This is a genomic window from Pseudoalteromonas sp. Z1A6, assembly GCF_011378745.1.
In the GTDB taxonomy this organism is placed as follows: domain Bacteria; phylum Pseudomonadota; class Gammaproteobacteria; order Enterobacterales; family Alteromonadaceae; genus Pseudoalteromonas; species Pseudoalteromonas arctica.
The window spans coordinates 1-20287 of record NZ_WTKW01000012.1; the positions used below are offsets into that span (position 1 = coordinate 1).

Here is a 20287-nt window from a genome sequence, read left to right on the forward strand (position 1 = left end):
TCAATTATAAACTTTCTAAAAAGTCTTCATCAAAATCAGCTGGCTCTTCTTTTATTGGTGGGTTGCCATCGTACAGCTCATAAATCTGACGCTGGAAGTAAATATCTTTTACAAATAAGTACGGATCAAGTGAATCATTTAATAACCCTTCTTGTGGGATTAATGATGCACGCGCCTCAACTGCTTTTAAAACAAACACTAGAATAGTTTGTGGAGTCGTTAGCGCAACTTCAGGTAATACAAAGTTGTCGACTACATCACCGGTCAGGTTACGTGCTGTTGTAGGACCCATGCCAGGTAGCATTAAATAAGCACCATCACCCACGCCCCATACACCTAACGTTTGTCCAAAGTCTTCATCTACAATTTCAAGACCAAGTGAACTGGCTACATCAAAAATACCAAAAACACCAACCGTAGAGTTAACTAAAAAACGCGCTAAGCTCACACTTGCATTACCCGGTTTACCTTGCAAACCCGCATTAATCATATCGACAGGTGCTGTAATATTACCTGTAAAATTAACAATACCGTTTCTTACCGGTACAGGCGTTACTTCAACATAACCTACAGCAACTGGGCGCAATAAATAAGCATCCAGTACATCCATATTAAAGTCGTATAACGGACGATTAATACTTTGCAGCGGATCTCTGTCATCTACTTTGCTTTGTGGTACTTGAGCACACCCGGCTAGTATCAATAAACATAAAAAAGTAAAACTGTGTTTTAACATCTAACGTCCTTAAGGTATTAATGTATCAATTTGAAGTTGGTAGTCACTTACACTTTCACGCTTTAACGACTCTGAATGACCTTCTAGCTCACCAGAACTTGGCATAACCGAGTCATCTATAGAAATACGCGCCGAAATAATAATATTTTCTGCACTAGATAAGTTAAGCCCTGCAACCATTGCACTACTATCACTTAACTCAACAGTAATTGGAAATGAATATTTAGCGAGTTTAACAGCAGCTAATGGCATTGGCGAACCACTTGCTGCTTTTGCAAATATAAACAAAATACCGTCTTTTGGCTGTTTATCTATAAGCTCTTTTGCAATATCTACGGTAACCGCAATCGTGCTGCTGTTACTGATAGTAGTAGGTATAACAGAGCCTTCACTTTGCATTTTCTGTTCTATATCACTAATACGCTCAGAGATCATGCTATAACGTGAGTCATTCTCTTGCATACTCGCTAATAAAACCTCAAAAGCGGCTTTGGCTTGCGGCCAATCTTTACGTTCATAAGCAATGAGTGCTAATAACGAAATTGCATCTAAATTGGTAGGCTCAACTTTTAGTACTTTTGAGAGCATACCTGCCGCGCGGGTCATATTAGCTTCACTGCCTTCTAGTAATAAAACTTGGCTGTAACTAATAAGTACCTGCATATTATCAGGGTTCATACGCAGTGCTTTATCAAATGACTGCTGCGCCATATCAAATTCATTAAGCGACATAGCCACTCGACCAAGTAGCATCCAAGCAATTTCATCATCACCAGAGCGGCTAAGCTTAGTACGAAGCGCCAATGCAAAAGCCTGCAGCTCATTTTGGCTAAGCGGCTCACCTTTTTGCATTACAGCACGCTCGCCGTAATCAGCTAAATTATCCATTGCATCATGCCAAGCCGAAATTTGCTGCTGACTACCCGTTAAACCATAAAAAACACCTGTTAGAGCAAGAACAAATGCGCCACCAGTTAAAGCAAAAATACGATTATTACCTTTGCTGTTTAGTGATTTTTCTGGTGATAACTCATTCAATAAACGGCGTTTTAATTCAATAATTGATTCTGCATGATTTACGGTATCAATACGCTGATTGTCTAAATCGGTTTGTAAATCAACTAAACGCTGCTCATAAATGCTAATTAACTCAGCATTGGCGTTATGAGTAATTGTTTGAACGCGCTCTTTTTTTAAAAAAGGCAACATCACAAACCCAAGAGCAACCAGTGTGAGTAAAGCAAAACACGCCCACATTAAAATCATTTAACTTTGCTCCTGACGTTTATTTTGTTCAATTAGCTTAGCTAACAACATTTCGTCGTCACTGCTCCACGTTTGTTTTACTGATGCTTTTCGCTGGCGAATAACAATAAAACCAAAGCCGACTATGACAATTAATACAGGTAATACCCAAAGTACTAAAGTCGCTGGTGTAACTGGTGGGTCGTAATGAACAAAATAGCCAAAGCGGTCAATCATGTAATCAATCACTTCGTCTTTGCTCTTACCTTCTTTAACCAATACGAGTACTTTATCGCGCAAGTCTTTAGCAACCACAGCGTCAGAGTCCGCAATGTTTTGATTTTGACACTTAGGACAGCGCAGCTCTTTAGTTAGCTCTTCAAACAATATTGCTTGTTTGTTGTTATCAAATTGATAGCGATCTTGCTCTGCAAACGCACAGATGCTTACAAAAAGGCTAAGCGTAAGTAGTAACCATTTCATTATTTAAGCTCCTGCATAATTGGCGCAAATTTAGCACGCCATACTCGCGGGTTTATATCGCCCGTGTGATGCAATAAAATAGTGCCGTTTTTATCGACTAAAAATGTTTCAGGCGCACCTGAAACACCTAAATCCAACGACAAAGTACGATGTAAATCTAAGATATTAAATTGATATGGGTCACCCGCACGTTGCAGCATATCGCTCACTTCACTGCGAAGTGATTGCATATCAAAAGGGCCATCAAAGTCAGCATCGTAACCTTGTACGTAATAAAGCCCAATAATTTTAACGCCTTGCTCACGTAACTTAGTTAAATAACCAAGTTCAACTAAACATGTTGGGCACCAAGTACCCCATACATTTAGTAAGTAAACTTCGCCTTTTAAAGACTCGTTGGTCCACGGCTTAATATCTTGCATTAAATCAGGTAGATTAAATGCTGGCATTTCTTGACCTAACCGACCCGTTTGAATTTCACGAGGATTAGCAAAAAGGCCTTGGTATAAAAATACACATACAAAAGCAAATACTAAAAGCGGCGCAATAGCTAAAATTTTACGGTTCATAAAACATTCTCCGATGCAGCTCTACGCGCTGTTTTAGCTGATGTGCGGTAGCGTTTATCAAATAAAATCATAAATCCAGCTAGGGAAATAAGCACACCACCAATCCACATCCAACGAACAAACGGTTTATGATAAATGCGAAGTGACCATGCACCTTGGCTCAACTGCTCACCTAACGCTAAGTATAAATCACGTGTAAAGTCTGCATCTATGGCCGCCTCGGTCATAAACTGCATACCAATATCATACTTACGTTTTTCGGCATGTAAGCGTGTTACTAGCTCATTGTTTTTAAGCACCGATACAACACCCGCATGACCACTGTAGTTCGGCCCGCGAATAGTTTTAACACCATCAAAACGGTATTCATACTCGTTAAGCTGAACTGTATCGCCTTGCTTCATCGATACGTCACGCTCAACTGAATACGCCGATGTAAGCGTTACACCTGCAATAACAAACGAAATACCAATATGCCCAAGCACCATAGCCCAGTAACTTACACCTAAGCGTTTTAAACCTTCTTTTAAGGTGCCATGCACTGCGGCTTTAGTGTAAATGTCGATCCCAGTTGATATTGCAATCCAAACCGCAAGCGTAGTGGCCAGTAGCGTAAGTGGTTTTACTAAATCGTAACTTGAAAACAACCAAGCACAGGTAATCACTACACTGGCTAATACGCCCATTAATATTTTGTTTTGTAAGAAAGCCCATTTATTTTGCTTCCAGCGTAAAAATGGTCCTATACCCATCAAAATAGCAAATGGTACTAAAATTATTGCAAACATCTTATTAAAAAATGGTTCGCCAATAGAAATACTGCCCAAGCCCATTTCTTTATGAACCATAGGTAATAACGTACCCAGCAATACGATTAATGTAGCAACTACTAAAAATATATTATTGAGCCATAACGCCACTTCGCGTGATACAAACTTGTATCGGCCTTCACTATGTACTTGCGATACACGCAGTGCATATAACGCTAAGCCACCACCTACAACGATGCCTAAAAAGGCGAGTATAAATAAGCCTCTATCAGGGTCTGTTGCAAAAGCATGCACCGATACAATAATACCCGAGCGCACAATAAAGGTGCCTAACAAGCTTAATGAAAATGCTGCGATAGCAAGTAGTACGGTCCACGATTTAAATACACCACGTTTTTCGGTTACGCTTAATGAGTGTAGTAATGCTGTAGCTACAAGCCATGGCATTAATGATGCGTTTTCGACTGGATCCCAAAACCACCAGCCGCCCCAGCCAAGCTCTGAATATGCCCACCAGCTACCAATTGTGATTCCTAGAGTTAAAAAGCCCCATGCAGTCATTGTCCACGGACGTGACCACTTAGCCCATGTGTTATCAAGCTTACCGGTTAACAACGCAGCAATAGCAAAAGAGAAAGCAACTGATAGCCCTACATAACCCATGTACAGTAATGGCGGGTGAATAATCATGCCCGGATCTTGAAGTAACGGATTTAAATCACGCCCTTCAACAGGGAAATAAGGGAGTAGGCGCTCAAACGGGCTTGAAAGTAGTAAGGTGTACATCATAAAACCTACACCTAAAAAACCAAGTACGCCCAATACGCGAGCACGTAGCACCCAAGGTAATGATTTAGAACGCGCAGCGACAACGGCAGTCCAACCAGCTTGCATTACTAACCACAGTAAAATAGCGCCTTCATGGCCGCCCCATGTAGAGGTGATTTTGTAATACCAAGGCAGTGTACTACTTGAATGATATGCCACATATGATACGGTAAAATCATCCGTTACACTGGCGTAAATAAGTGCTGCAAAAGAGATTAAAACAAAAGCGAATTGCCCAATTGCTAAAGAGGGAGCTGCACGCATTAATCGAAGATTACCGGTATGCGCGCCCCAAAGAGGAAAAATACACAGTAAAACGCTTAGCACCATGGCAAGCGTTAAAGAAAAATAACCAATTTCTGGGATCATAGCTAATTACCACTATCTAAGTTGTATTTTGGTTTTTCGTGCTTAATACCTTTAACTGCCTCTGCAACCTCTGCTGGCATATATTCTTCGTCATGCTTTGCAAGTACTTCAAATGCTTCAATAACATTAGGTTCGATTAATACGCCCTGCGCTACAATGCCTTGCCCCTCACGAAACAAGTCTGGCAATATGCCTTGATAACGCACGGTCACTAATGGACCTGTATCAATTAGCTTAAAGCTTACTTGTAAGCTCTGTTCATTACGCTCAACCGTGCCTGGTACAACCATGCCACCAATACGTAGCTTTTGGCCAATGAATGGTTTTTCTTTATTAGGCCCTTTGCCATCAATAAGTTCGCTTGGCGTATAAAAAAGATTAATATTTTCTTGAAGTGCATAAAGCACTAAACCAATTGATCCACCAATACCAAACAGTACGGCAATAATTACCAATAGGCGCTTTTTACGTCTTGGATTCATGAGGCTTGTTCCTGTTTAGCTTTTTTAATTCGCGCTTCACGTATTATTTGTTGCTCAACTGAAGCCATAATACGTTTAGTATCTCTTAAAGAGTTCACTAAAATACCAAGTAAAATAAGAGCGCATGTACCAAAAGAAAGCCAGATATAGAACCCATAGCCTCCCATTGCAATAAAATCAGAAAAAGAGTCAAACTGCATAATTACCCCTTATTTAACAACAAACGCACCCACGGTCGGTGCTTTTCGCGTTGCAAAATTTCATTTTTAAGACGAATTAAAGTTACTGTTCCTACAAAAGCAGCAAAGGCTAAAATATTAACCATAAGTGGCCAAAACATACTTGGGTCTATTGCTTTGGTGTCTAGTTTTGTAATGCTTGCGCCTTGGTGTAGCGTATTCCACCACTCAACTGAGTAATGAATAATAGGTAAGTTGATTACGCCCACAATAGCTAAAATAGAAGCCGCACGCCCTGCTGACTTCTTATCTTCAAATGCATGATAAAGCGAAAGCACGCCAAGATATAAAAATAATAAAATAAGTTCCGACGTTAAACGCGCATCCCATACCCACCAAGCACCCCACATAGGTTTACCCCATGCAGCGCCAGTAATAAGCGCTATAGCTGTAATACAAGCACCAACAGGCGCTATAGCAATAACGGCAAGTTCGGCATTTCGTAGTTGCCATACAAGTGCAACAACAGCTGCAATAGCCATTGATGAGTAAGCGCCCATAGATAAAATGGCGGAAGGAACATGAATAAAAATGATACGGTAGCTGTCTTTTTGTTGGTAATCGGCAGGTGCAAAACCAAGCCCCCATACCCATCCAACAATCATACTAACTACAGTAACTACGGCAAAATAAGGCAGTAACGTATTGCATAACTGGTATGCACGCTCTGCTTTAGCATAGGGATGTAACCACTTCCACATTAACTTACACTCACTTTTAAAGCTGACGATATGGCAATTGGTGCGCTAATAATAGCAATAAGTAACATTGCACCAAGGATGGCAAGCTGCCCACTATAATCCAGCGACATAGAGCTGGTATCGATAGCCGACGTTGCAAAAATCAAAACAGGAATATACAAAGGCAGTACGAGTAAACTCATCAAAATACCCCCTTTTTGTAATCCTACAGTAAGCCCTGCGCCTATTGCGCCAATAAAGCTCAATAGTGGAGTGCCTAATAATAATGTTAAAACAGTCGCTGTTAACGCCGTACTTTCTAGGTTTAACAACAATGCAAATAGCGGCGTCATTAATACAAGCGGTAAACCTGTTACCACCCAGTGAGCAGCCACTTTAGCAAGTACGGTTAACGATAACGGGTAAGACGATGCAATTAACTGCTCCAATGAGCCATCATTAAAATCATCTCTAAACAGTTTATCCAAGCCCAGCATGGTAGAAAGTAATGCGGCAACCCAAATAATTCCCGGTGCCATTCTCGCTAGTAAACCAGGCTCAGGCCCGATTGCTAACGGAAATAATGAAATTACAATTAAGAAGAACAAAATAGGATTTACAATTTCAGCGCGCTGGCGAAACGCAAGTTTTACATCTTTGGTAAATACCGCACTAAATAGCAACCAATAAGAATGTTGACGAGTCATTAGTGACGATACTCCAGTGTAACCGTTTGCAAGTTACTAAAATGGGTCGTTAAGTCTTGGTGAGTCGTTAATAAAATAGCACCACCGCTTTGTAAGTGTTCAGTAAATCGGTGCTGCAAAAAAGCAACACCGCTTTTATCAAGCGCGGTAAATGGCTCATCAAGTACCCATAATTTAGAATCACTTAACCAAAGCCTAACCAAAGCTACACGTCTTTGTTGTCCAGCAGATAACATTCTAACCGGTACATCTTCAAGTCCAACAAGGCCAAGTTGCGCTAAAATGGGATACAAGTCAGGCTGGTTTATGTAGCCATTAATTTGTAACCAATGACGAACATTTTCAACGGCACTAAGCTGAGTATTTACACCTGTTTTGTGGCCTATAAAGAGTAGTTCTCTGGCATACTCTTCGTAATACTTAGATATAGGCTGTTCTTGAAATAAAACAGCTCCTTCATCAGGCACAGAAAAGCCTGCGATAATACGCAATAGCGATGTTTTACCAGCCCCATTAGGGCCCGCTAATTGCATGATTTGACCGCTATTAAGGCTAAAATTAAGATCCGCAAACAAACAACGATCTTGCTTGATGCAGGTGACGGACTTAATGTGTAACAAGATGACGATTCTCTCTGCCAAAAATTAGGCGTTAGTCTACCATAATGATAGGGTAATACGAATATTGCTTTAAAATCGATTCACTTAAAATAGAGAAAACTTGATTTAAAATAATGAATACGCCAACGCAAATAACATTATCTAATTCATTGGTTATCAATCAATCGACGAACCCTCAAACCAATGAGTTATCGCAATTACCTAATGAGGTACTTGCGGCTAAAAACATTCAATTTTCGAAAGACTCGATTACGCTTGATGTATTTATTGATAAACATTGGCAGACATTAAGGCTTGGCACTACAAGCGCACCTCAAAATTTACAAAAAATAGCCAGTGCTAACATACAACTTAATCCCGATGGCAAACAGCTCAACATCACGCCAAACACTACAACCCTTACTTTAAATCAACCAGTACAATTACAGCGTTTATTAAATTATGTAAGCACGGGCACTGAGGTACAAAGCCAACCAATGGATTTACAAGTGGTTATGTCCCCTACCCCAAAATTAGTAATTGATAAACTTAACGCCAGTATTGCCATAAATAAAGACGTAGCGCAGTTACTTTTAACCGAGCAGCCTTTAAAAGTAGTTGTTAGTACTACTAACAAAGGCGCACAGCTTAATGTTATTAATCGCTTTGCAGATACAATTCATACGCAACCACTTAGCCAAACTAAACTTACTAAATTACTCGTGGCCTTATTACCTAGTGCGCAACTTCAAGCAACACCTAAACTAGCTATTTTGACCCATCCTCAAAAGTCAGGTTCGTTTACAACGCCTATTACTAATCAACAAGTTAGTGAACTACCCAATACCCCCATTAAGGTAAATTTAATAAATCAGGCTGATAAATTACTTATTAAAACCGATACTAATAATATAAAAGTGACGCTTAATAACTCATTTTCTAAACCGTTTAACGAGTTACTTTTAGCTCAAAAAAGCAGTGTCCCTGAAATACCTTTTTCTGCGTCCACTATTAAAGCAAGCCCACTGCTTACACCTAATAGCCCAATAAAATCGTGGCTACAAAATAGCTTTAGTGATTTAAAAACGCGAATTAATGATGCAGTTAAATATTTTGAAAGTAAGCCCTTTGCAGCAGCAAATAAATCTGAGTTAATGCCGCCATCTGCATCATCTGCGATACAAAGGCCGAGCTTAGTTATGCAATTAACAGTATCACCGTTGAATAGAGTGAATATTACCCAAAATGTAAGTACTGCGTTAAATAGTAATACGAGCAATACTTTACCAGAGCACTTTTCAAGACTTCCGCCACTTGTACAATTAACTCAGCAAATAAAAGGAAGTGTTAGTGTTTGGCAATCATCTACAAATATAACAACAGCTAACACGCCAACGCCAACGCCAACGCCAAATAATATTACTCAAAATGGAGTGGCGAGCGCTAAGCCAAGTAATTTAAACGCGAGTCAATTGAGTGCTCTGAATATTAGTACTAACAGTAAAGTTGATACGTTAATTAAGCCTACAAGTGAAATTGTTACTAAAGGGCAAATAACCTCTTCAGTGCAACCAGTAATAAACGGCAACAATCAAAACAGTGCAAACTCAGCCACGATTAAAAACATTCTCCCATTAGCAGAGCCGTTATCTAATATTGCCTCTCGTAGTCAAATGCTACAACCAATAGAAGCAAAGCTATTAAGCACATTATTAAAGCTTCCTGATACCACAATCCCTACGGATAGATTAGCTGGTAACAAACAGCTTTTAAGTAGTCAAATTACTGACATTACAAATAGAGCAACAAAAGACACGCCCGATTTAACTCGCTTAATTAACCAAGCATTTAATCGCATGGTCTCAAGTAATAATGTTAACCCTGCGACCATACAGCGTGAAGTATTAGCCACCTTACAACCATCTCAATTAACGGGTGATACACTACAAAGTAGCTTCACTAAAGGACTTGAACAAGTTGCAGTGAGTATTTTAGCAGCCCCTATAATTAGCCAATCAGTAACACCGATAAGCTTTAATAACCAAACTGGCTTAGATGCACTTTTACAAGTACTCATACCTACTTTTAAAACAGGAAACGCGGGAGCAAAAATACTTGAGCAACTGCAGCAAGCTCAAGTTCAAGCATTGGCTAGCGAAATCGTACAAGTTAAAAACACACTTACCCAAGTAAGTGTTTCAACACCAAGTCAACAACCAGACACAAACCCGCTTGCACAATTTTTATTACCAATGAAATTGCCGCCTGAGGCCGCCCAAACAGAAATAACATTGGGGCAATATAAAAAGCCAAGCGCAGATAAATTAGAAGATAAAAATGTATGGTTTGTCAGGCTAAACTTTGATTATGCACAGATTGGGCAATTACAGATTACCGCTGAGTTAATGGATAAAGCACTCGATTGCCAGCTATTAGCCTCAAGCCAAGAAGTAAGCGCAATTGCTCACCCTCACTTAGATAATTTAAGATCCAAACTAGCTAAGCATGGTTTACAGGTTGGAGAGCTCAACTTAAAGCGAGGCGATGCAAATAATCAGGCATTTTATAAATCTCATGCAATTATTAATATTAAGGTTTAGTAATGAGTGATACACCTATTAATAAGTCAGCCATTGGGCTTTTATACGAAGCTGGCAACACCCCCACTGTAAGCGTAAAAGGGTTTGGTGAGTTAGCTGACGAAATAATTGCAGCGGCAAAATTAAAAGGAATTATGATCCACGAAGATGCAGCGCTTGCTAAAACGTTGTCGCATTTAAGCTTAGGGGAAGAAATCCCTAAAGAGCTTTATTATGTAATTGCAGAGCTTATTGCGTTTTCGTATGTATTAAGAGGTCAATTTCCGCCAGGCTGGCAAGACTTTCAAGGTAAGTTAAATATTAAAGCGTGAGATTATTTACACGCTTATAACTAAAAAGGCGCTAAGCGCCTTTTTGTTTATGTAGTGAAAATAGTAATTCGGCTTCTGCTCGCGGTAATTCGCATTCGCGTATCACCTCATCGAGGTCCGCACCTAACTCAACCATTTTTACTGCACGAGAGTAAATTTTAGCATCAGGGTCATCGTATTTTTGCGCAGCTTGTTGTTGTATTAAATCTTGATTTTGTTGCTCAACCTCAAGCACTCGCTTACCAATACTTAAAAGCCCTGTTCTAAGCTCTGAAATTTCACTTCGCAAAATATGAGTTTGCTCTGAGCTATCTTTAAGCTGCTGTAATACAGCATTAACTTCATTCACTTGTTTGTTTTTTAATGCAATTATTAGCGCAAGCGATATAAGTCCTACCGCTAACGCTGATATAGCTATACTAAGTAACAGCATAATTTATTTGGTAAAGCTTATATATCGCTTAACTCATCCCATTCATCATCGCTGAGTAACTTGTTTAAATCGACTAAAATCAGTAGCTCATTATCACGATTACAAACGCCTTGAATAAACTTAGCACTTTCTTCAGTACCAACATTTGGTGCACTATCGATCTCAGAGCTGCGTAAATAAACGACTTCAGATACGCTGTCGGCTAAAATGCCGATAACTTGCTCTTCAGCTTCAATAATTAATATACGAGAATTATCGGTTGCATCAGCAGCTAACAAACCAAAACGTGCACGAGTATCAATAACAGTTACAACGTTACCGCGTAAGTTAATAATACCAATAACGTAAGAAGGTGCACCTGGTACAGGGGCTATCTCTGTATAACGAAGTATTTCTTGTACTTGCATTACATTTACGCCGTAGGTTTCTTCCTCTAGCTTAAACGTAACCCACTGTAAAATTTCATCATTATTATCTGCGTTTTTATTTGCTGACAGTAATTTATCTTGATTCATGCTATTACCCCGTAATGGTCATTACTACTGACGGCTATCTAAGCCTTTCTCTAATAATATATTTAAATTATCTACATCTATTAAAGCACACATTTTTTCTTTTATAACACCAGCAAGCCATGGGCGCTTACTTTTATTTGTACGCCATTTTACATCTTCTTTACTCAATGTAATGTTATTTATCAACTTTTCAGCTAATAAGCCCCACTGGCTATCACCTAAGGTAATTAAATACTGATAATCTAAAGACGCCTCTAATTTATCATCATACTTTTCTGGCATTACCCAACGAGCAGTATCAACAACATTAAGCTTTTCTTCTCTGTTGAGCATAACGCCTTTAAACCACTTTGGCTTACCAAATAAATGATTTACTTCACCTAGTTGATGTATACCGCCTAATGCTTTTAATGGCACAGCCAATGTTAAACCAGCAACTTCAAAAAATAATGCCTGAAATTCACCATCAAAATAGTCAGATTGGCTAGTGGTTATAATCTGTGGTTCTGGTTCTTCTGTAATCGTACTTATCGGCTCTATTACTTCATCGTCAATGGCTTTATTAACTTTTTCGGCTTCAAAAATAGGTTCAACTATTGGCTTAATTTCAGAATTAAGTAAGTCTTGATCAAATATTTTTTCTGCCGCTTTTATCTGTTCTTTTGGTTTTAAATGAATATGTTCTTGCTGCGAGTCGTGTGGCATTTGCTCAAGTAATTTTGCGACTGGCTCAAGGTTATCTACAGGCTCGTCTTCACATAACAAAGCCCCTAGGTATTGTTTCATTACTTTTTCATTAGCAAATAATTGCTTACTCATTCATTAACCTTGTTCAATTAAATATTCTAGCAGTGCTTTATATGCGTATACACCACGCGAACGAGGACAATACTCTACAGGCACTTTTTGCGCAAAGCTTGCATCTCTAAATTTAGTATCTACCGGTATCACACCTGGCCAGACTTTATCACCATACGTACTTTGCAGTGTTTTATATGCTTCTAACGATGCTTTAGTACGTTTATCATACATAGTAGGGATTATAGTATATTGATAATCTTTCGCTTGAGAGGTTTGCATTAATTCCATAGTGCGCATCATTCTATCAAGCCCTTTCAGTGCTAAAAATTCCGTTTGCACTGGCACTAAAATTCGCTCACTTGCTGCAAGCGCATTAACCATTAACACTCCTAAAACTGGGGGGCAATCTAAAATGGCATAATCGTAATGTTCACTGATTTTTGCAAGCGCTTTTTTTAGTATTAATCCCATACCTGTTTTATTACCCATGCTTCTATCAAGCGTGGCTATCGCCATTGTTGCGGGTAAAATATCTAGGTTTTCAAGTGTTGATGGGCATAAAGCTTGAAGTATCTCTTCACTTTGCATGCTCGTGCCACGCGCAAAAATATCATATACGCTGACTTCCAAATCTTCTGAGTCAATGCCAAAGTAATAAGTGAGTGATGCATGAGGGTCTGTATCAATAAGCAACACACGCTTACCCTGCAAAGCTAAAATACCAGCAAGGCTCACTGCTGTTGTTGTTTTACCAACACCACCTTTTTGATTTGCGACAGTCCAAATCTTCACATTACATCCTAATTACTGTTCATTGCGCGTTGTTATGCGAATACCACCATGAGGCAAACGAATTATTTTTATTGTATCGTCATCTGAAGGGAGCTCAATTTCAGGCTCTGCCACTACTGGCTTGACGGCCTGTTCATCACCTTTAATGTCTTGTATTGGCGGTAAACCATACTTAGAAAGTGCAATAACAACTTTACGATTTTCTGCTCGCCCTTGTTCTGTATCGTTACTTACAAAAGGTGAATATTGACCATAACCTTCTATCGCCATTCTGGCAGAATTAATACCTAATGCTTCCAACTCTACTAAAATAGATGTTGCTCTAGCAACCGAGAGTTCCCAATTTGAGCGAAATATTTCATTGCGAATACTTTCATCATCAGTATAGCCACGCACCCTAATATAGTTATCTACTGGAGCAATAATATCTTTAACAATTTTGACGACTTGCTTTGCCCTAGAGTGTGCAACTGAGCTACCACTTGAAAATAACATACCTGAGCTTAGCTCTATAATCAGCCAATCTTGATTAAGCTCTAAACTGGCTTCTCCATCACGAATTTCATCAATGAGCGCTGACTGCAGTTTAGTAAGTAAGCTATCAAGTGGTTTACCTAAATATTTCTGTTGTATGTTACTTGTATCACTTTGACCATCGAGTAACTCTGGACCTTGTTCTTCTTTTAAAATACTTTCACCATAAAGAACTTCTTGTTCAGGTGTCACTCTATCAGTCAATATTCCATTACCATTGACGCCCTCACCTTGCTGGGAGTGCTGGCGGGCAGATTTATCAAAAACGTGTTCAAGGGAGTCTGACAATATTTGAAATTGTTCTTCTTTGTTGATCGCTATCGCATACAGCACCACAAAAAAAGCAAACATAATGGTCATGTAATCGGCATACGATACAAGCCAACGCTCTGTATGTTGATTTTTTGGAGCAGAGTGACGAAGTCGTCGGCGTAGCATGTTATTCGTCCACTAAATTAGGACGCTCTACACGGTAGGCTTCAAGCTTTAATTCTATATTTACTGGGCTTTCGCCAACGCTTATTGCAATCACACCTTCGGCAAGCATTTCATGGTAAAGCATTTTTTGCTCTACACGCTGTTTTAACTTATTTGCCATAGGTAAAAACAATAAATTAGCTAAACCAACACCATAAATGGTCGCGATAAATGCCGTTGCAACGCCTGCACCAAGCATTTGTGGATCGGTAATAAACGACATTGCCTGTATTAAACCAAGCACAGCACCTAAAATACCAATGGTAGGACTGTAGCCCCCCATCGCTTCATAAACACGCGCAGCTTCAAGTAAACGATCGCGTTCTAGCAGTAAATCAATTTCAAGCGTGTCACGTATTTTTTGCTCTGAGCAGCCATCTACAAGCAAGCTTAAACCTTTTGCTGCATATGCATCTGGGTGAGCTAGCGCTTCGTTTTCAAGCGCTAAGTAACCTTCTTGACGTGCCTTATGAGACCATCGCTTAACTTGCTCTATTGCATCTTCAATATCATATTGTGGCGCAACAAAAACCCAAGAGCTCATATTTAGCATTTTTTTAAAGGTACTTGCTGATGTTTGTAACATAACAGCGCCAAGCGTGCCGCCTAATACAATAATAAGGGCAGGACCATTAAATAAAGCAGAAACAACGCCGCCTTCTAAAGAGTAACCTAGACCTATTGCACCCAGTGCTACAAATAGTCCAAATATTGAGAGTTTATCCACAACCTACCTCTCTCTTGATACGTGCTGCAACATCGCTTAATGCTAAGCTTTCACTCGAAAGCCCCGCATTAGCAATGGCTTGAGGCATTCCATAAACAACACAGCTTTTCTCATCCTGTGCCCAAATAGTTGCACCCGTTTGCTTTAACATTCTTGCACCGTCACGTCCATCAGCGCCCATGCCTGTTAAAACAATAGCAAGCACATCGCCTTGATACGTTTTTGCTGCACTGGCAAACGTTACATCTACACTCGGTTTATAACTTATTCTCTCGCTATGATCTTCAAATACGCGCAGTGTTCTATTTGCACCACGCCCTTCTACCATCATCTGCTGTCCGCCAGGCGCTAGATAAGCCGTTCCTGGTTGTAAGCGGTCACCTTGTTGCGCTTCTTTCACTTTTATTTGGCACAGACCATTTAAGCGTGCTGCGAAAGCAGGTGTAAAAGCCGCAGGCATATGCTGAATAAGTAAAATAGGGTGAGGGAAATTAGCTGGCAATTGAGTCAGTATAGTTTGTAGTGCAACAGGGCCACCTGTAGAAGTGCCAATAGCCACAAGCTGGTATTGCTTTCCACTTGCTCGCATTGAGGCAATATTTGAACCTGACGATGTTGTAGGGGCTGCTCTTTGAAAGCTTCTATCGGGTTGTTTTATCGAAGGCGTTAGTGTGTTTGTTCTTTGCGAAAGTGAGCTTGTTATCGGTTTAGTTGATATTACTGGCTTAGGTGGTGTTGCAGCCTTAAACGTTCGCGGTAAACGTCTTCGCCCTATATCTTTCACTTTATTTTGTAAAAGCTTTATAGCGTCTTCATTATTGCGAGCGATGTCTTCAAATTTTTTCGGTAAAAAATCCATTGCTCCAGCATCTAGCGCATCAAACGTTGCTGTTGCGCCATCACGTGTTAGTGATGAAAACATTAAGATAGGCGTTGGATTACTCGCCATTATCTCTTTAACTGCGCTAATACCATCAAGCACAGGCATTTCGACATCCATAGTGATCATATCTGGACGTAGCTGAGCTGCTTTTTCAACAGCTTCTCTGCCATTCACAGCAAAGCCTATAACTTGTATGTCGCTATCTTGCTCAAGAATTTCGCTTACCCTGCGGCGAAAAAAGCTTGAATCATCAACAACTAAAACTTTAACGGCCATTTAGCTCTCTTATTAAATTTATGCGTAGGTATATATTAAATATATACCTACTTTATTATTAGCCTGCGTAATGTTTTAACATGTTTGGAACGTCTAAAATCAGTGCAATGCCACCATCCGAAGTTATTGTAGCACCCGCCATACCTGGTGTTCCTTGAAGTAACGCATCAAGCGGCTTAATCACTACTTCTTCTTGGCCAATTAATGAGTCAACAACAAAACCAATTTGCTGCGTACCAATTTGCACAATAACTACATGGCCTTTTGCTTTTCGCTGTGAACGATCTGAGCCTTTAACTAACCAGTGCTCGAGGTAGAATAACGGTATTGCCTTTTTACGCACAATAATTGTTAATTGCCCATCAACCACATTTGTTTTCGTTAAATCTAAGTTGAATATTTCACTAACACCTGCAAGTGGTAACGCAAATGTTTGTGCGCCAACAATTACCATTAAGGTCGGTAATATGGCTAAGGTAAGTGGTACTTTTATCTCTAAAATAGTACCTACACCTAACTCAGATTGAATACTTACAGAGCCGTTTAATTGGGTGATTTTAGTTTTCACCACATCCATTCCAACACCACGACCTGAAATATCAGATATCTCTTCTTTTGTAGAAAAGCCAGGTGCAAAAATTAGGTTGTATGCTTCAGTGTCAGAAAGTCGACTCGCTTGATCGTGATCGAGCACGCCTTTACTAATTGCTATTTTTTTCAGTTTCTCAGCATCCATACCAGCGCCATCATCTTTAATGGTCAACAAAATATGGTCGCCTTCCTGAGACGCTGATAAAGTAACATTACCTGTTCTAGGCTTACCGGCAGCCTCACGAACAGCTGGCATTTCAATACCGTGGTCAACTGAGTTTCGAACTAAATGCACAAGCGGATCGGCTAGTGCTTCCACTAAGTTTTTATCTAAATCGGTTTCTTCACCTACAAGTTGTAAGTCAATGTCTTTGTTTAAGCTGCGTGCTAAATCGCGTACTACGCGAGGGAAACGACCAAATACCTTTTTAATTGGTTGCATTCGCGTTTGCATAACCGCGCCTTGAATATCAGCAGTCACTACATCTAAGTTAGAGATTGCTTTACCCATTGCTTCACTGTCTGAATTGGTCGCTAAACTAACCAAACGATTTCGCACAAGTACTAACTCACCAACCATATTCATAATTTGGTCAAGTCGTTTTGTATCTACGCGAACTGTCGTCTCTGCTGCTGGTGGCGCTGATTTTTTGGGCGTTGCTGGCGCTGCTTTAGCAACCGGTTTTTCTACCGGTTTAGAAGCGGGTGCTTTTACAGGTTCTGGTTTTTTTACAGGCACACTCGCTTTTGCAGCTGGTTTAGCTGGGATATTGGGCTGTTTCACAGCTGGAGTGCTTTCTATTGATTTAGGTGCAGTGCCTTTACCATGAAGTTCATCAAGAAGCGCTTCAAATTCATCATCACTAATTTCATCATCTGATGAATTAGCAGTATTTGACGCTGGTTTAGCTGGTTCTACAGGTGCTTTAACTACACTACTTTGCTCAGGTGCTTTACTCGCAACCTCACCAAAACTGCCAACTCCATGTAACTCGTCTAATAAGCTGTCAAATTCATCATCAGTAATATCACCATTAAAATCACTACTACTTGCTACTGGCTTTTCAACTGCAGGACCTTGTCCTTTACCGTGTAGTTCATCAAGTAAGTTTTCAAATTCATCTTCAGTGATTTCGTTTATTTCAGCATCACTAACCGAAGGAGTTCCGCTAAACATTTCATCAAATGCAAATGGATCTTCCTCATCAGCTATTGGCGTATCAACTACTTCATCAAGAGGTTGTTCAACGTCAGTTTCTGAAGCGACTCCGTTAAGCTCGGCTTCTGTTGGAGGTAGGCCCAAAATGTGGAGGGTTTGAAGTAACTCAGGATCTGCTGGTTCTGGCTTATCCCTATTTTGGATAGTCGCGAACATTTCATTAATGGTGTCGAGCGCTTGTAAAATAACATCCATTAACTCTGAATTGACCGTTCGCACGCCTTGACGTAGTAAATCAAATACGTTTTCAGCGCCGTGGCAAGCATCAACAAGTTCTGTCATAGCTAAAAAGCCTGCACCACCTTTTACAGTGTGAAAGCCTCTAAATATGGCATTTAGTAACTCGGTATCTTCTGGATTATTTTCCAGTTCAACTAACTGTTCAGATAAAAGCTCTAGGATTTCTCCTGCCTCTACAAGAAAGTCTTGTAAAATATCTTCATCGACTTCAAACATGCAGTTACTCTCCTCTTAGAAGCCCAAACTTGATAAAAGATCATCGACTTCATCTTGATCAGATACAACATCATTACGCGATTCTTTATCAATAATAGGGCCTTCAGGACCTGCTAAAGTTTGTGTGGCAACTGGTTCTTTTATTTTTTGTTGTTCTACTTTATTCGCTGTGTTGTCACTGTCATCTCGTTCAGCAAACGCTGTTAAAAGATGAAGTAAGCTTTCTTCTACTTCTCTAACAAGTTCTATAACACGGCGAATAACTTGACCTGTTAAGTCTTGATAGTCTTGAGCCATTAGTACATTTGTCATTAAGCTTTGAAGCTCATCCGTTTTATGATGAGAGTTATTCATAAACTCATCGATACTATGGCAAAGTTGTTTAAACTCACCAAGCTCAATCTCCCGGCTCATTAAACGATCCCATGTCGGTTTGATATGAGATATTTCATCTGCAAGTTGCTGAGCTATAGGTAAACTAGCCTCAACAGCATCCATTGTTTTATTAGCCGCATTTTCTGTCATTTCTATAACATAATTAAGCCGCTTTTTAGCATCTGGAATCGCATCTGTCGTTATGTTAGTTAAGCGAGTATCAAGCTCAAAGCTTTTAAGTGCTTCGTGCAGTTGACGAGTCAACTTCCCAACTTCAGCAAATAATTTAGACTGCTCTTGCGAAGCTGTCTCTAAAATCAACTGATTAGCTTTATCTTGCTCATCGTTTTCTAAATAAATGACGAGTTGACGAGCTTGTTCTAACGTTATTTGAGGCGCAGCTGGTGCTGACATAAGCCTCTCCCCCATCATTAGCCTAAGCGTTCAAATACTTTTTCTAATTTAGTTTTTAATGTTCCAGCCGTAAATGGCTTAACAATATAACCATTAACGCCAGCTTGCGCTGCAGCAATTATTTGTTCTTTTTTAGCTTCTGCCGTTACCATCAATACAGGGATATGTTTTAACTTATCATCTGCACGAATTGCTCTTAGAAGGTCAATACCTTGCATTCCCGGCATATTCCAATCTGTAACCACAAAATCAAATACTTGATTTTGTAACATAGGCAGAGCTGTAGACCCGTCATCAGCTTCTTGAACGTTAGTGAAACCTAAGTCACGTAATAGGTTTTTTATAATTCGTCTCATCGTTGAAAAATCATCAACTACAAGAATTTTCATGTTTTTATCCAAAACATCCCCCAGTGAGGTATTAACCTTAGTTTACTTACTACTAGTTTATCCAGTCATTGATTTTAGCTTTAAGCTTAATCATCGCCTGACCATGTATCTGACTTACACGCGATTCACTTACATCGAGTATATGTCCTATTTCTTTTAAATTCATTTCATCGTTATAGTATAAAGAAAGTACCATTGCATCACGCTCTGGTAATGACTTTATTGCATTTAGCAAAGACTCATTAAACCGATCATTTTTAACATTATTAAAAGGTTTGTCTAGCGCTAAATCTTGGCCTACGGGAGTAATAACATCCTCATCTACACCAAGGTCTTCTATACCTAATACTTTACTGGTATTAACATCATTTAAAATATGATGGTACTCATTGAGTGAAATTTCAAGTTTTTCAGCAACTTCTGTATCTGTTGGTTCGCGATTCAGACTGCTTTCGAGCCCAGTAATTGCTTCTGCAACTTGTCGGCTTTTACGGTGTACTGAACGAGGAGCCCAATCACCACGGCGCATTTCATCAAGCATAGCCCCGCGAATACGAATACCGGCGAAGGTTTCAAAGCTTGCGCCTTTTGTTGCATCAAAGTTTTTTGAAGCTTCTATTAAACCTATCATTCCTGATTGAATTAAATCATCAAGCTGAACGCTAGGTGGTAATCGAGCAATTAGATGACATGCCACTTTTTTAACAAGTGATGCATGTTTCTCAACAATCACATTTAAGTTTTGTGTTGATTGATATCCCATAGCTCTATTCACCAATGTTGTCAT

General features: G+C 39.7%; 23 protein-coding genes. 2 read left to right on the forward strand and 21 right to left on the reverse strand.

The features are described 5' to 3' along the window. Window positions 1–4: 4 nt before the first annotated feature. Genes GQR46_RS01430 through ccmA form a run of 10 tightly spaced genes read right to left on the reverse strand, consistent with a single transcriptional unit; the run spans window position 5 to window position 7728 of the window. A complete protein-coding gene (locus GQR46_RS01430; protein ID WP_165739530.1) occupies window positions 5–736 on the reverse strand; it encodes a VacJ family lipoprotein in 732 nt (243 codons plus the stop codon). Window positions 737–745: 9 nt separating this feature from the next. Next, complete coding sequence (gene ccmI, locus GQR46_RS01435; RefSeq protein ID WP_165739532.1) at window positions 746–2002, reverse strand: c-type cytochrome biogenesis protein CcmI; 1257 nt, start codon at window positions 2000–2002, stop codon at window positions 746–748. Beyond that, complete coding sequence (locus tag GQR46_RS01440) at window positions 2003–2464, reverse strand: cytochrome c-type biogenesis protein (RefSeq protein WP_165739534.1); 462 nt, start codon at window positions 2462–2464, stop codon at window positions 2003–2005. After that, the gene (locus GQR46_RS01445; protein ID WP_165728706.1) at window positions 2464–3033 is read right to left on the reverse strand and encodes a redoxin family protein; all 570 of its coding nucleotides are present in this window, start codon (window positions 3031–3033) and stop codon (window positions 2464–2466) included. Before GQR46_RS01445 ends, GQR46_RS01440 begins: the two co-directional genes overlap by 1 nt. Further along, window positions 3030–5000 carry a heme lyase CcmF/NrfE family subunit gene (locus GQR46_RS01450; protein WP_165739537.1) on the reverse strand — a complete coding sequence of 657 codons (1971 nt, stop codon included), beginning with the start codon at window positions 4998–5000 and terminating at the stop codon, window positions 3030–3032. The genes GQR46_RS01445 and GQR46_RS01450 overlap by 4 nt, the downstream gene beginning before the upstream one ends. A 2-nt stretch (window positions 5001–5002) precedes the next feature. Next, window positions 5003–5482: a cytochrome c maturation protein CcmE gene (gene ccmE / locus GQR46_RS01455; protein ID WP_007585848.1), complete on the reverse strand. Its 480-nt coding sequence runs from the start codon at window positions 5480–5482 to the stop codon at window positions 5003–5005. Continuing rightward, complete coding sequence (gene ccmD, locus GQR46_RS01460; RefSeq protein ID WP_007585846.1) at window positions 5479–5682, reverse strand: heme exporter protein CcmD; 204 nt, start codon at window positions 5680–5682, stop codon at window positions 5479–5481. The genes ccmE and ccmD overlap by 4 nt, the downstream gene beginning before the upstream one ends. A gap of 2 nt (window positions 5683–5684) precedes the next feature. Further along, window positions 5685–6422, reverse strand: a complete 738-nt coding sequence (locus GQR46_RS01465; protein ID WP_007585844.1) for a heme ABC transporter permease — start codon at window positions 6420–6422, stop codon at window positions 5685–5687. Then, on the reverse strand, window positions 6422–7108 hold the full coding sequence (gene ccmB, locus GQR46_RS01470; RefSeq protein WP_024608159.1) for a heme exporter protein CcmB: 687 nt from the start codon (window positions 7106–7108) through the stop codon (window positions 6422–6424). Before ccmB ends, GQR46_RS01465 begins: the two co-directional genes overlap by 1 nt. Next, window positions 7108–7728 (reverse strand): cytochrome c biogenesis heme-transporting ATPase CcmA, encoded by a 621-nt coding sequence (gene ccmA / locus GQR46_RS01475; protein ID WP_165728705.1) that lies wholly within the window; start codon window positions 7726–7728, stop codon window positions 7108–7110. Before ccmA ends, ccmB begins: the two co-directional genes overlap by 1 nt. Window positions 7729–7841: 113 nt before the next feature. On the opposite strand from ccmA, the gene GQR46_RS01480 reads away from it, so the two are divergent. Further along, window positions 7842–10307: a flagellar hook-length control protein FliK gene (locus GQR46_RS01480; protein ID WP_165739539.1), complete on the forward strand. Its 2466-nt coding sequence runs from the start codon at window positions 7842–7844 to the stop codon at window positions 10305–10307. 2 nt (window positions 10308–10309) lie between these two features. After that, window positions 10310–10618: an EscU/YscU/HrcU family type III secretion system export apparatus switch protein gene (locus tag GQR46_RS01485; protein ID WP_024589934.1), complete on the forward strand. Its 309-nt coding sequence runs from the start codon at window positions 10310–10312 to the stop codon at window positions 10616–10618. A gap of 31 nt (window positions 10619–10649) precedes the next feature. Here the strand turns inward: GQR46_RS01485 and GQR46_RS01490 are convergent, their stop codons facing one another. The 11 genes from GQR46_RS01490 to GQR46_RS01540 are packed head-to-tail and all read right to left on the reverse strand — an operon-like array spanning window position 10650 to window position 20263. Beyond that, entirely contained in the window at window positions 10650–11051 is a 402-nt protein-coding gene (locus GQR46_RS01490; RefSeq protein ID WP_024589935.1) for a DUF2802 domain-containing protein, read from the reverse strand. Between the two features lie 17 nt (window positions 11052–11068). Further along, window positions 11069–11566, reverse strand: a complete 498-nt coding sequence (locus tag GQR46_RS01495; RefSeq protein ID WP_002959294.1) for a chemotaxis protein CheW — start codon at window positions 11564–11566, stop codon at window positions 11069–11071. Window positions 11567–11590: 24 nt separating this feature from the next. Continuing rightward, window positions 11591–12385, reverse strand: coding sequence for a chemotaxis protein CheW (locus tag GQR46_RS01500; RefSeq protein WP_007585828.1), 795 nt, complete (start codon window positions 12383–12385; stop codon window positions 11591–11593). A gap of 3 nt (window positions 12386–12388) precedes the next feature. Further along, window positions 12389–13159, reverse strand: coding sequence for a ParA family protein (locus GQR46_RS01505; protein ID WP_007585827.1), 771 nt, complete (start codon window positions 13157–13159; stop codon window positions 12389–12391). A 12-nt stretch (window positions 13160–13171) separates the two neighbouring features. Further along, on the reverse strand, window positions 13172–14131 hold the full coding sequence (locus GQR46_RS01510) for a flagellar motor protein MotB (protein WP_165739541.1): 960 nt from the start codon (window positions 14129–14131) through the stop codon (window positions 13172–13174). 1 nt (window position 14132) lies between these two features. Next, the gene (locus GQR46_RS01515; protein WP_165739544.1) at window positions 14133–14897 is read right to left on the reverse strand and encodes a flagellar motor protein; all 765 of its coding nucleotides are present in this window, start codon (window positions 14895–14897) and stop codon (window positions 14133–14135) included. Next, the gene (locus GQR46_RS01520; RefSeq protein ID WP_165721592.1) at window positions 14890–16056 is read right to left on the reverse strand and encodes a chemotaxis response regulator protein-glutamate methylesterase; all 1167 of its coding nucleotides are present in this window, start codon (window positions 16054–16056) and stop codon (window positions 14890–14892) included. Before GQR46_RS01520 ends, GQR46_RS01515 begins: the two co-directional genes overlap by 8 nt. 58 nt (window positions 16057–16114) lie before the next feature. Next, window positions 16115–18322: a chemotaxis protein CheA gene (locus GQR46_RS01525; RefSeq protein ID WP_165721591.1), complete on the reverse strand. Its 2208-nt coding sequence runs from the start codon at window positions 18320–18322 to the stop codon at window positions 16115–16117. A gap of 15 nt (window positions 18323–18337) precedes the next feature. Then, window positions 18338–19111, reverse strand: coding sequence for a protein phosphatase CheZ (locus GQR46_RS01530; protein WP_165739546.1), 774 nt, complete (start codon window positions 19109–19111; stop codon window positions 18338–18340). Window positions 19112–19128: 17 nt separating this feature from the next. After that, the gene (gene cheY, locus GQR46_RS01535; RefSeq protein WP_008132609.1) at window positions 19129–19512 is read right to left on the reverse strand and encodes a chemotaxis response regulator CheY; all 384 of its coding nucleotides are present in this window, start codon (window positions 19510–19512) and stop codon (window positions 19129–19131) included. A gap of 40 nt (window positions 19513–19552) precedes the next feature. Continuing rightward, window positions 19553–20263 (reverse strand): RNA polymerase sigma factor FliA, encoded by a 711-nt coding sequence (locus GQR46_RS01540; protein ID WP_007585810.1) that lies wholly within the window; start codon window positions 20261–20263, stop codon window positions 19553–19555. Window positions 20264–20287: the final 24 nt, after the last annotated feature.

Coding starts and splice junctions, on each gene's coding strand:
- GQR46_RS01430 (WP_165739530.1), bottom strand. CDS start 736: ATGTTAAAACACAGTTTTACTTTTTTATGTTTATTGATACTAGCCGGG.
- ccmI (WP_165739532.1), bottom strand. CDS start 2,002: ATGATTTTAATGTGGGCGTGTTTTGCTTTACTCACACTGGTTGCTCTT.
- GQR46_RS01440 (WP_165739534.1), bottom strand. CDS start 2,464: ATGAAATGGTTACTACTTACGCTTAGCCTTTTTGTAAGCATCTGTGCG.
- GQR46_RS01445 (WP_165728706.1), bottom strand. CDS start 3,033: ATGAACCGTAAAATTTTAGCTATTGCGCCGCTTTTAGTATTTGCTTTT.
- GQR46_RS01450 (WP_165739537.1), bottom strand. CDS start 5,000: ATGATCCCAGAAATTGGTTATTTTTCTTTAACGCTTGCCATGGTGCTA.
- ccmE (WP_007585848.1), bottom strand. CDS start 5,482: ATGAATCCAAGACGTAAAAAGCGCCTATTGGTAATTATTGCCGTACTG.
- ccmD (WP_007585846.1), bottom strand. CDS start 5,682: ATGCAGTTTGACTCTTTTTCTGATTTTATTGCAATGGGAGGCTATGGG.
- GQR46_RS01465 (WP_007585844.1), bottom strand. CDS start 6,422: ATGTGGAAGTGGTTACATCCCTATGCTAAAGCAGAGCGTGCATACCAG.
- ccmB (WP_024608159.1), bottom strand. CDS start 7,108: ATGACTCGTCAACATTCTTATTGGTTGCTATTTAGTGCGGTATTTACC.
- GQR46_RS01480 (WP_165739539.1), top strand. CDS start 7,842: ATGAATACGCCAACGCAAATAACATTATCTAATTCATTGGTTATCAAT.
- GQR46_RS01485 (WP_024589934.1), top strand. CDS start 10,310: ATGAGTGATACACCTATTAATAAGTCAGCCATTGGGCTTTTATACGAA.
- GQR46_RS01490 (WP_024589935.1), bottom strand. CDS start 11,051: ATGCTGTTACTTAGTATAGCTATATCAGCGTTAGCGGTAGGACTTATA.
- GQR46_RS01495 (WP_002959294.1), bottom strand. CDS start 11,566: ATGAATCAAGATAAATTACTGTCAGCAAATAAAAACGCAGATAATAAT.
- GQR46_RS01500 (WP_007585828.1), bottom strand. CDS start 12,385: ATGAGTAAGCAATTATTTGCTAATGAAAAAGTAATGAAACAATACCTA.
- GQR46_RS01510 (WP_165739541.1), bottom strand. CDS start 14,131: ATGCTACGCCGACGACTTCGTCACTCTGCTCCAAAAAATCAACATACA.
- GQR46_RS01520 (WP_165721592.1), bottom strand. CDS start 16,056: ATGGCCGTTAAAGTTTTAGTTGTTGATGATTCAAGCTTTTTTCGCCGC.
- GQR46_RS01525 (WP_165721591.1), bottom strand. CDS start 18,322: ATGTTTGAAGTCGATGAAGATATTTTACAAGACTTTCTTGTAGAGGCA.
- GQR46_RS01530 (WP_165739546.1), bottom strand. CDS start 19,111: ATGTCAGCACCAGCTGCGCCTCAAATAACGTTAGAACAAGCTCGTCAA.
- GQR46_RS01540 (WP_007585810.1), bottom strand. CDS start 20,263: ATGGGATATCAATCAACACAAAACTTAAATGTGATTGTTGAGAAACAT.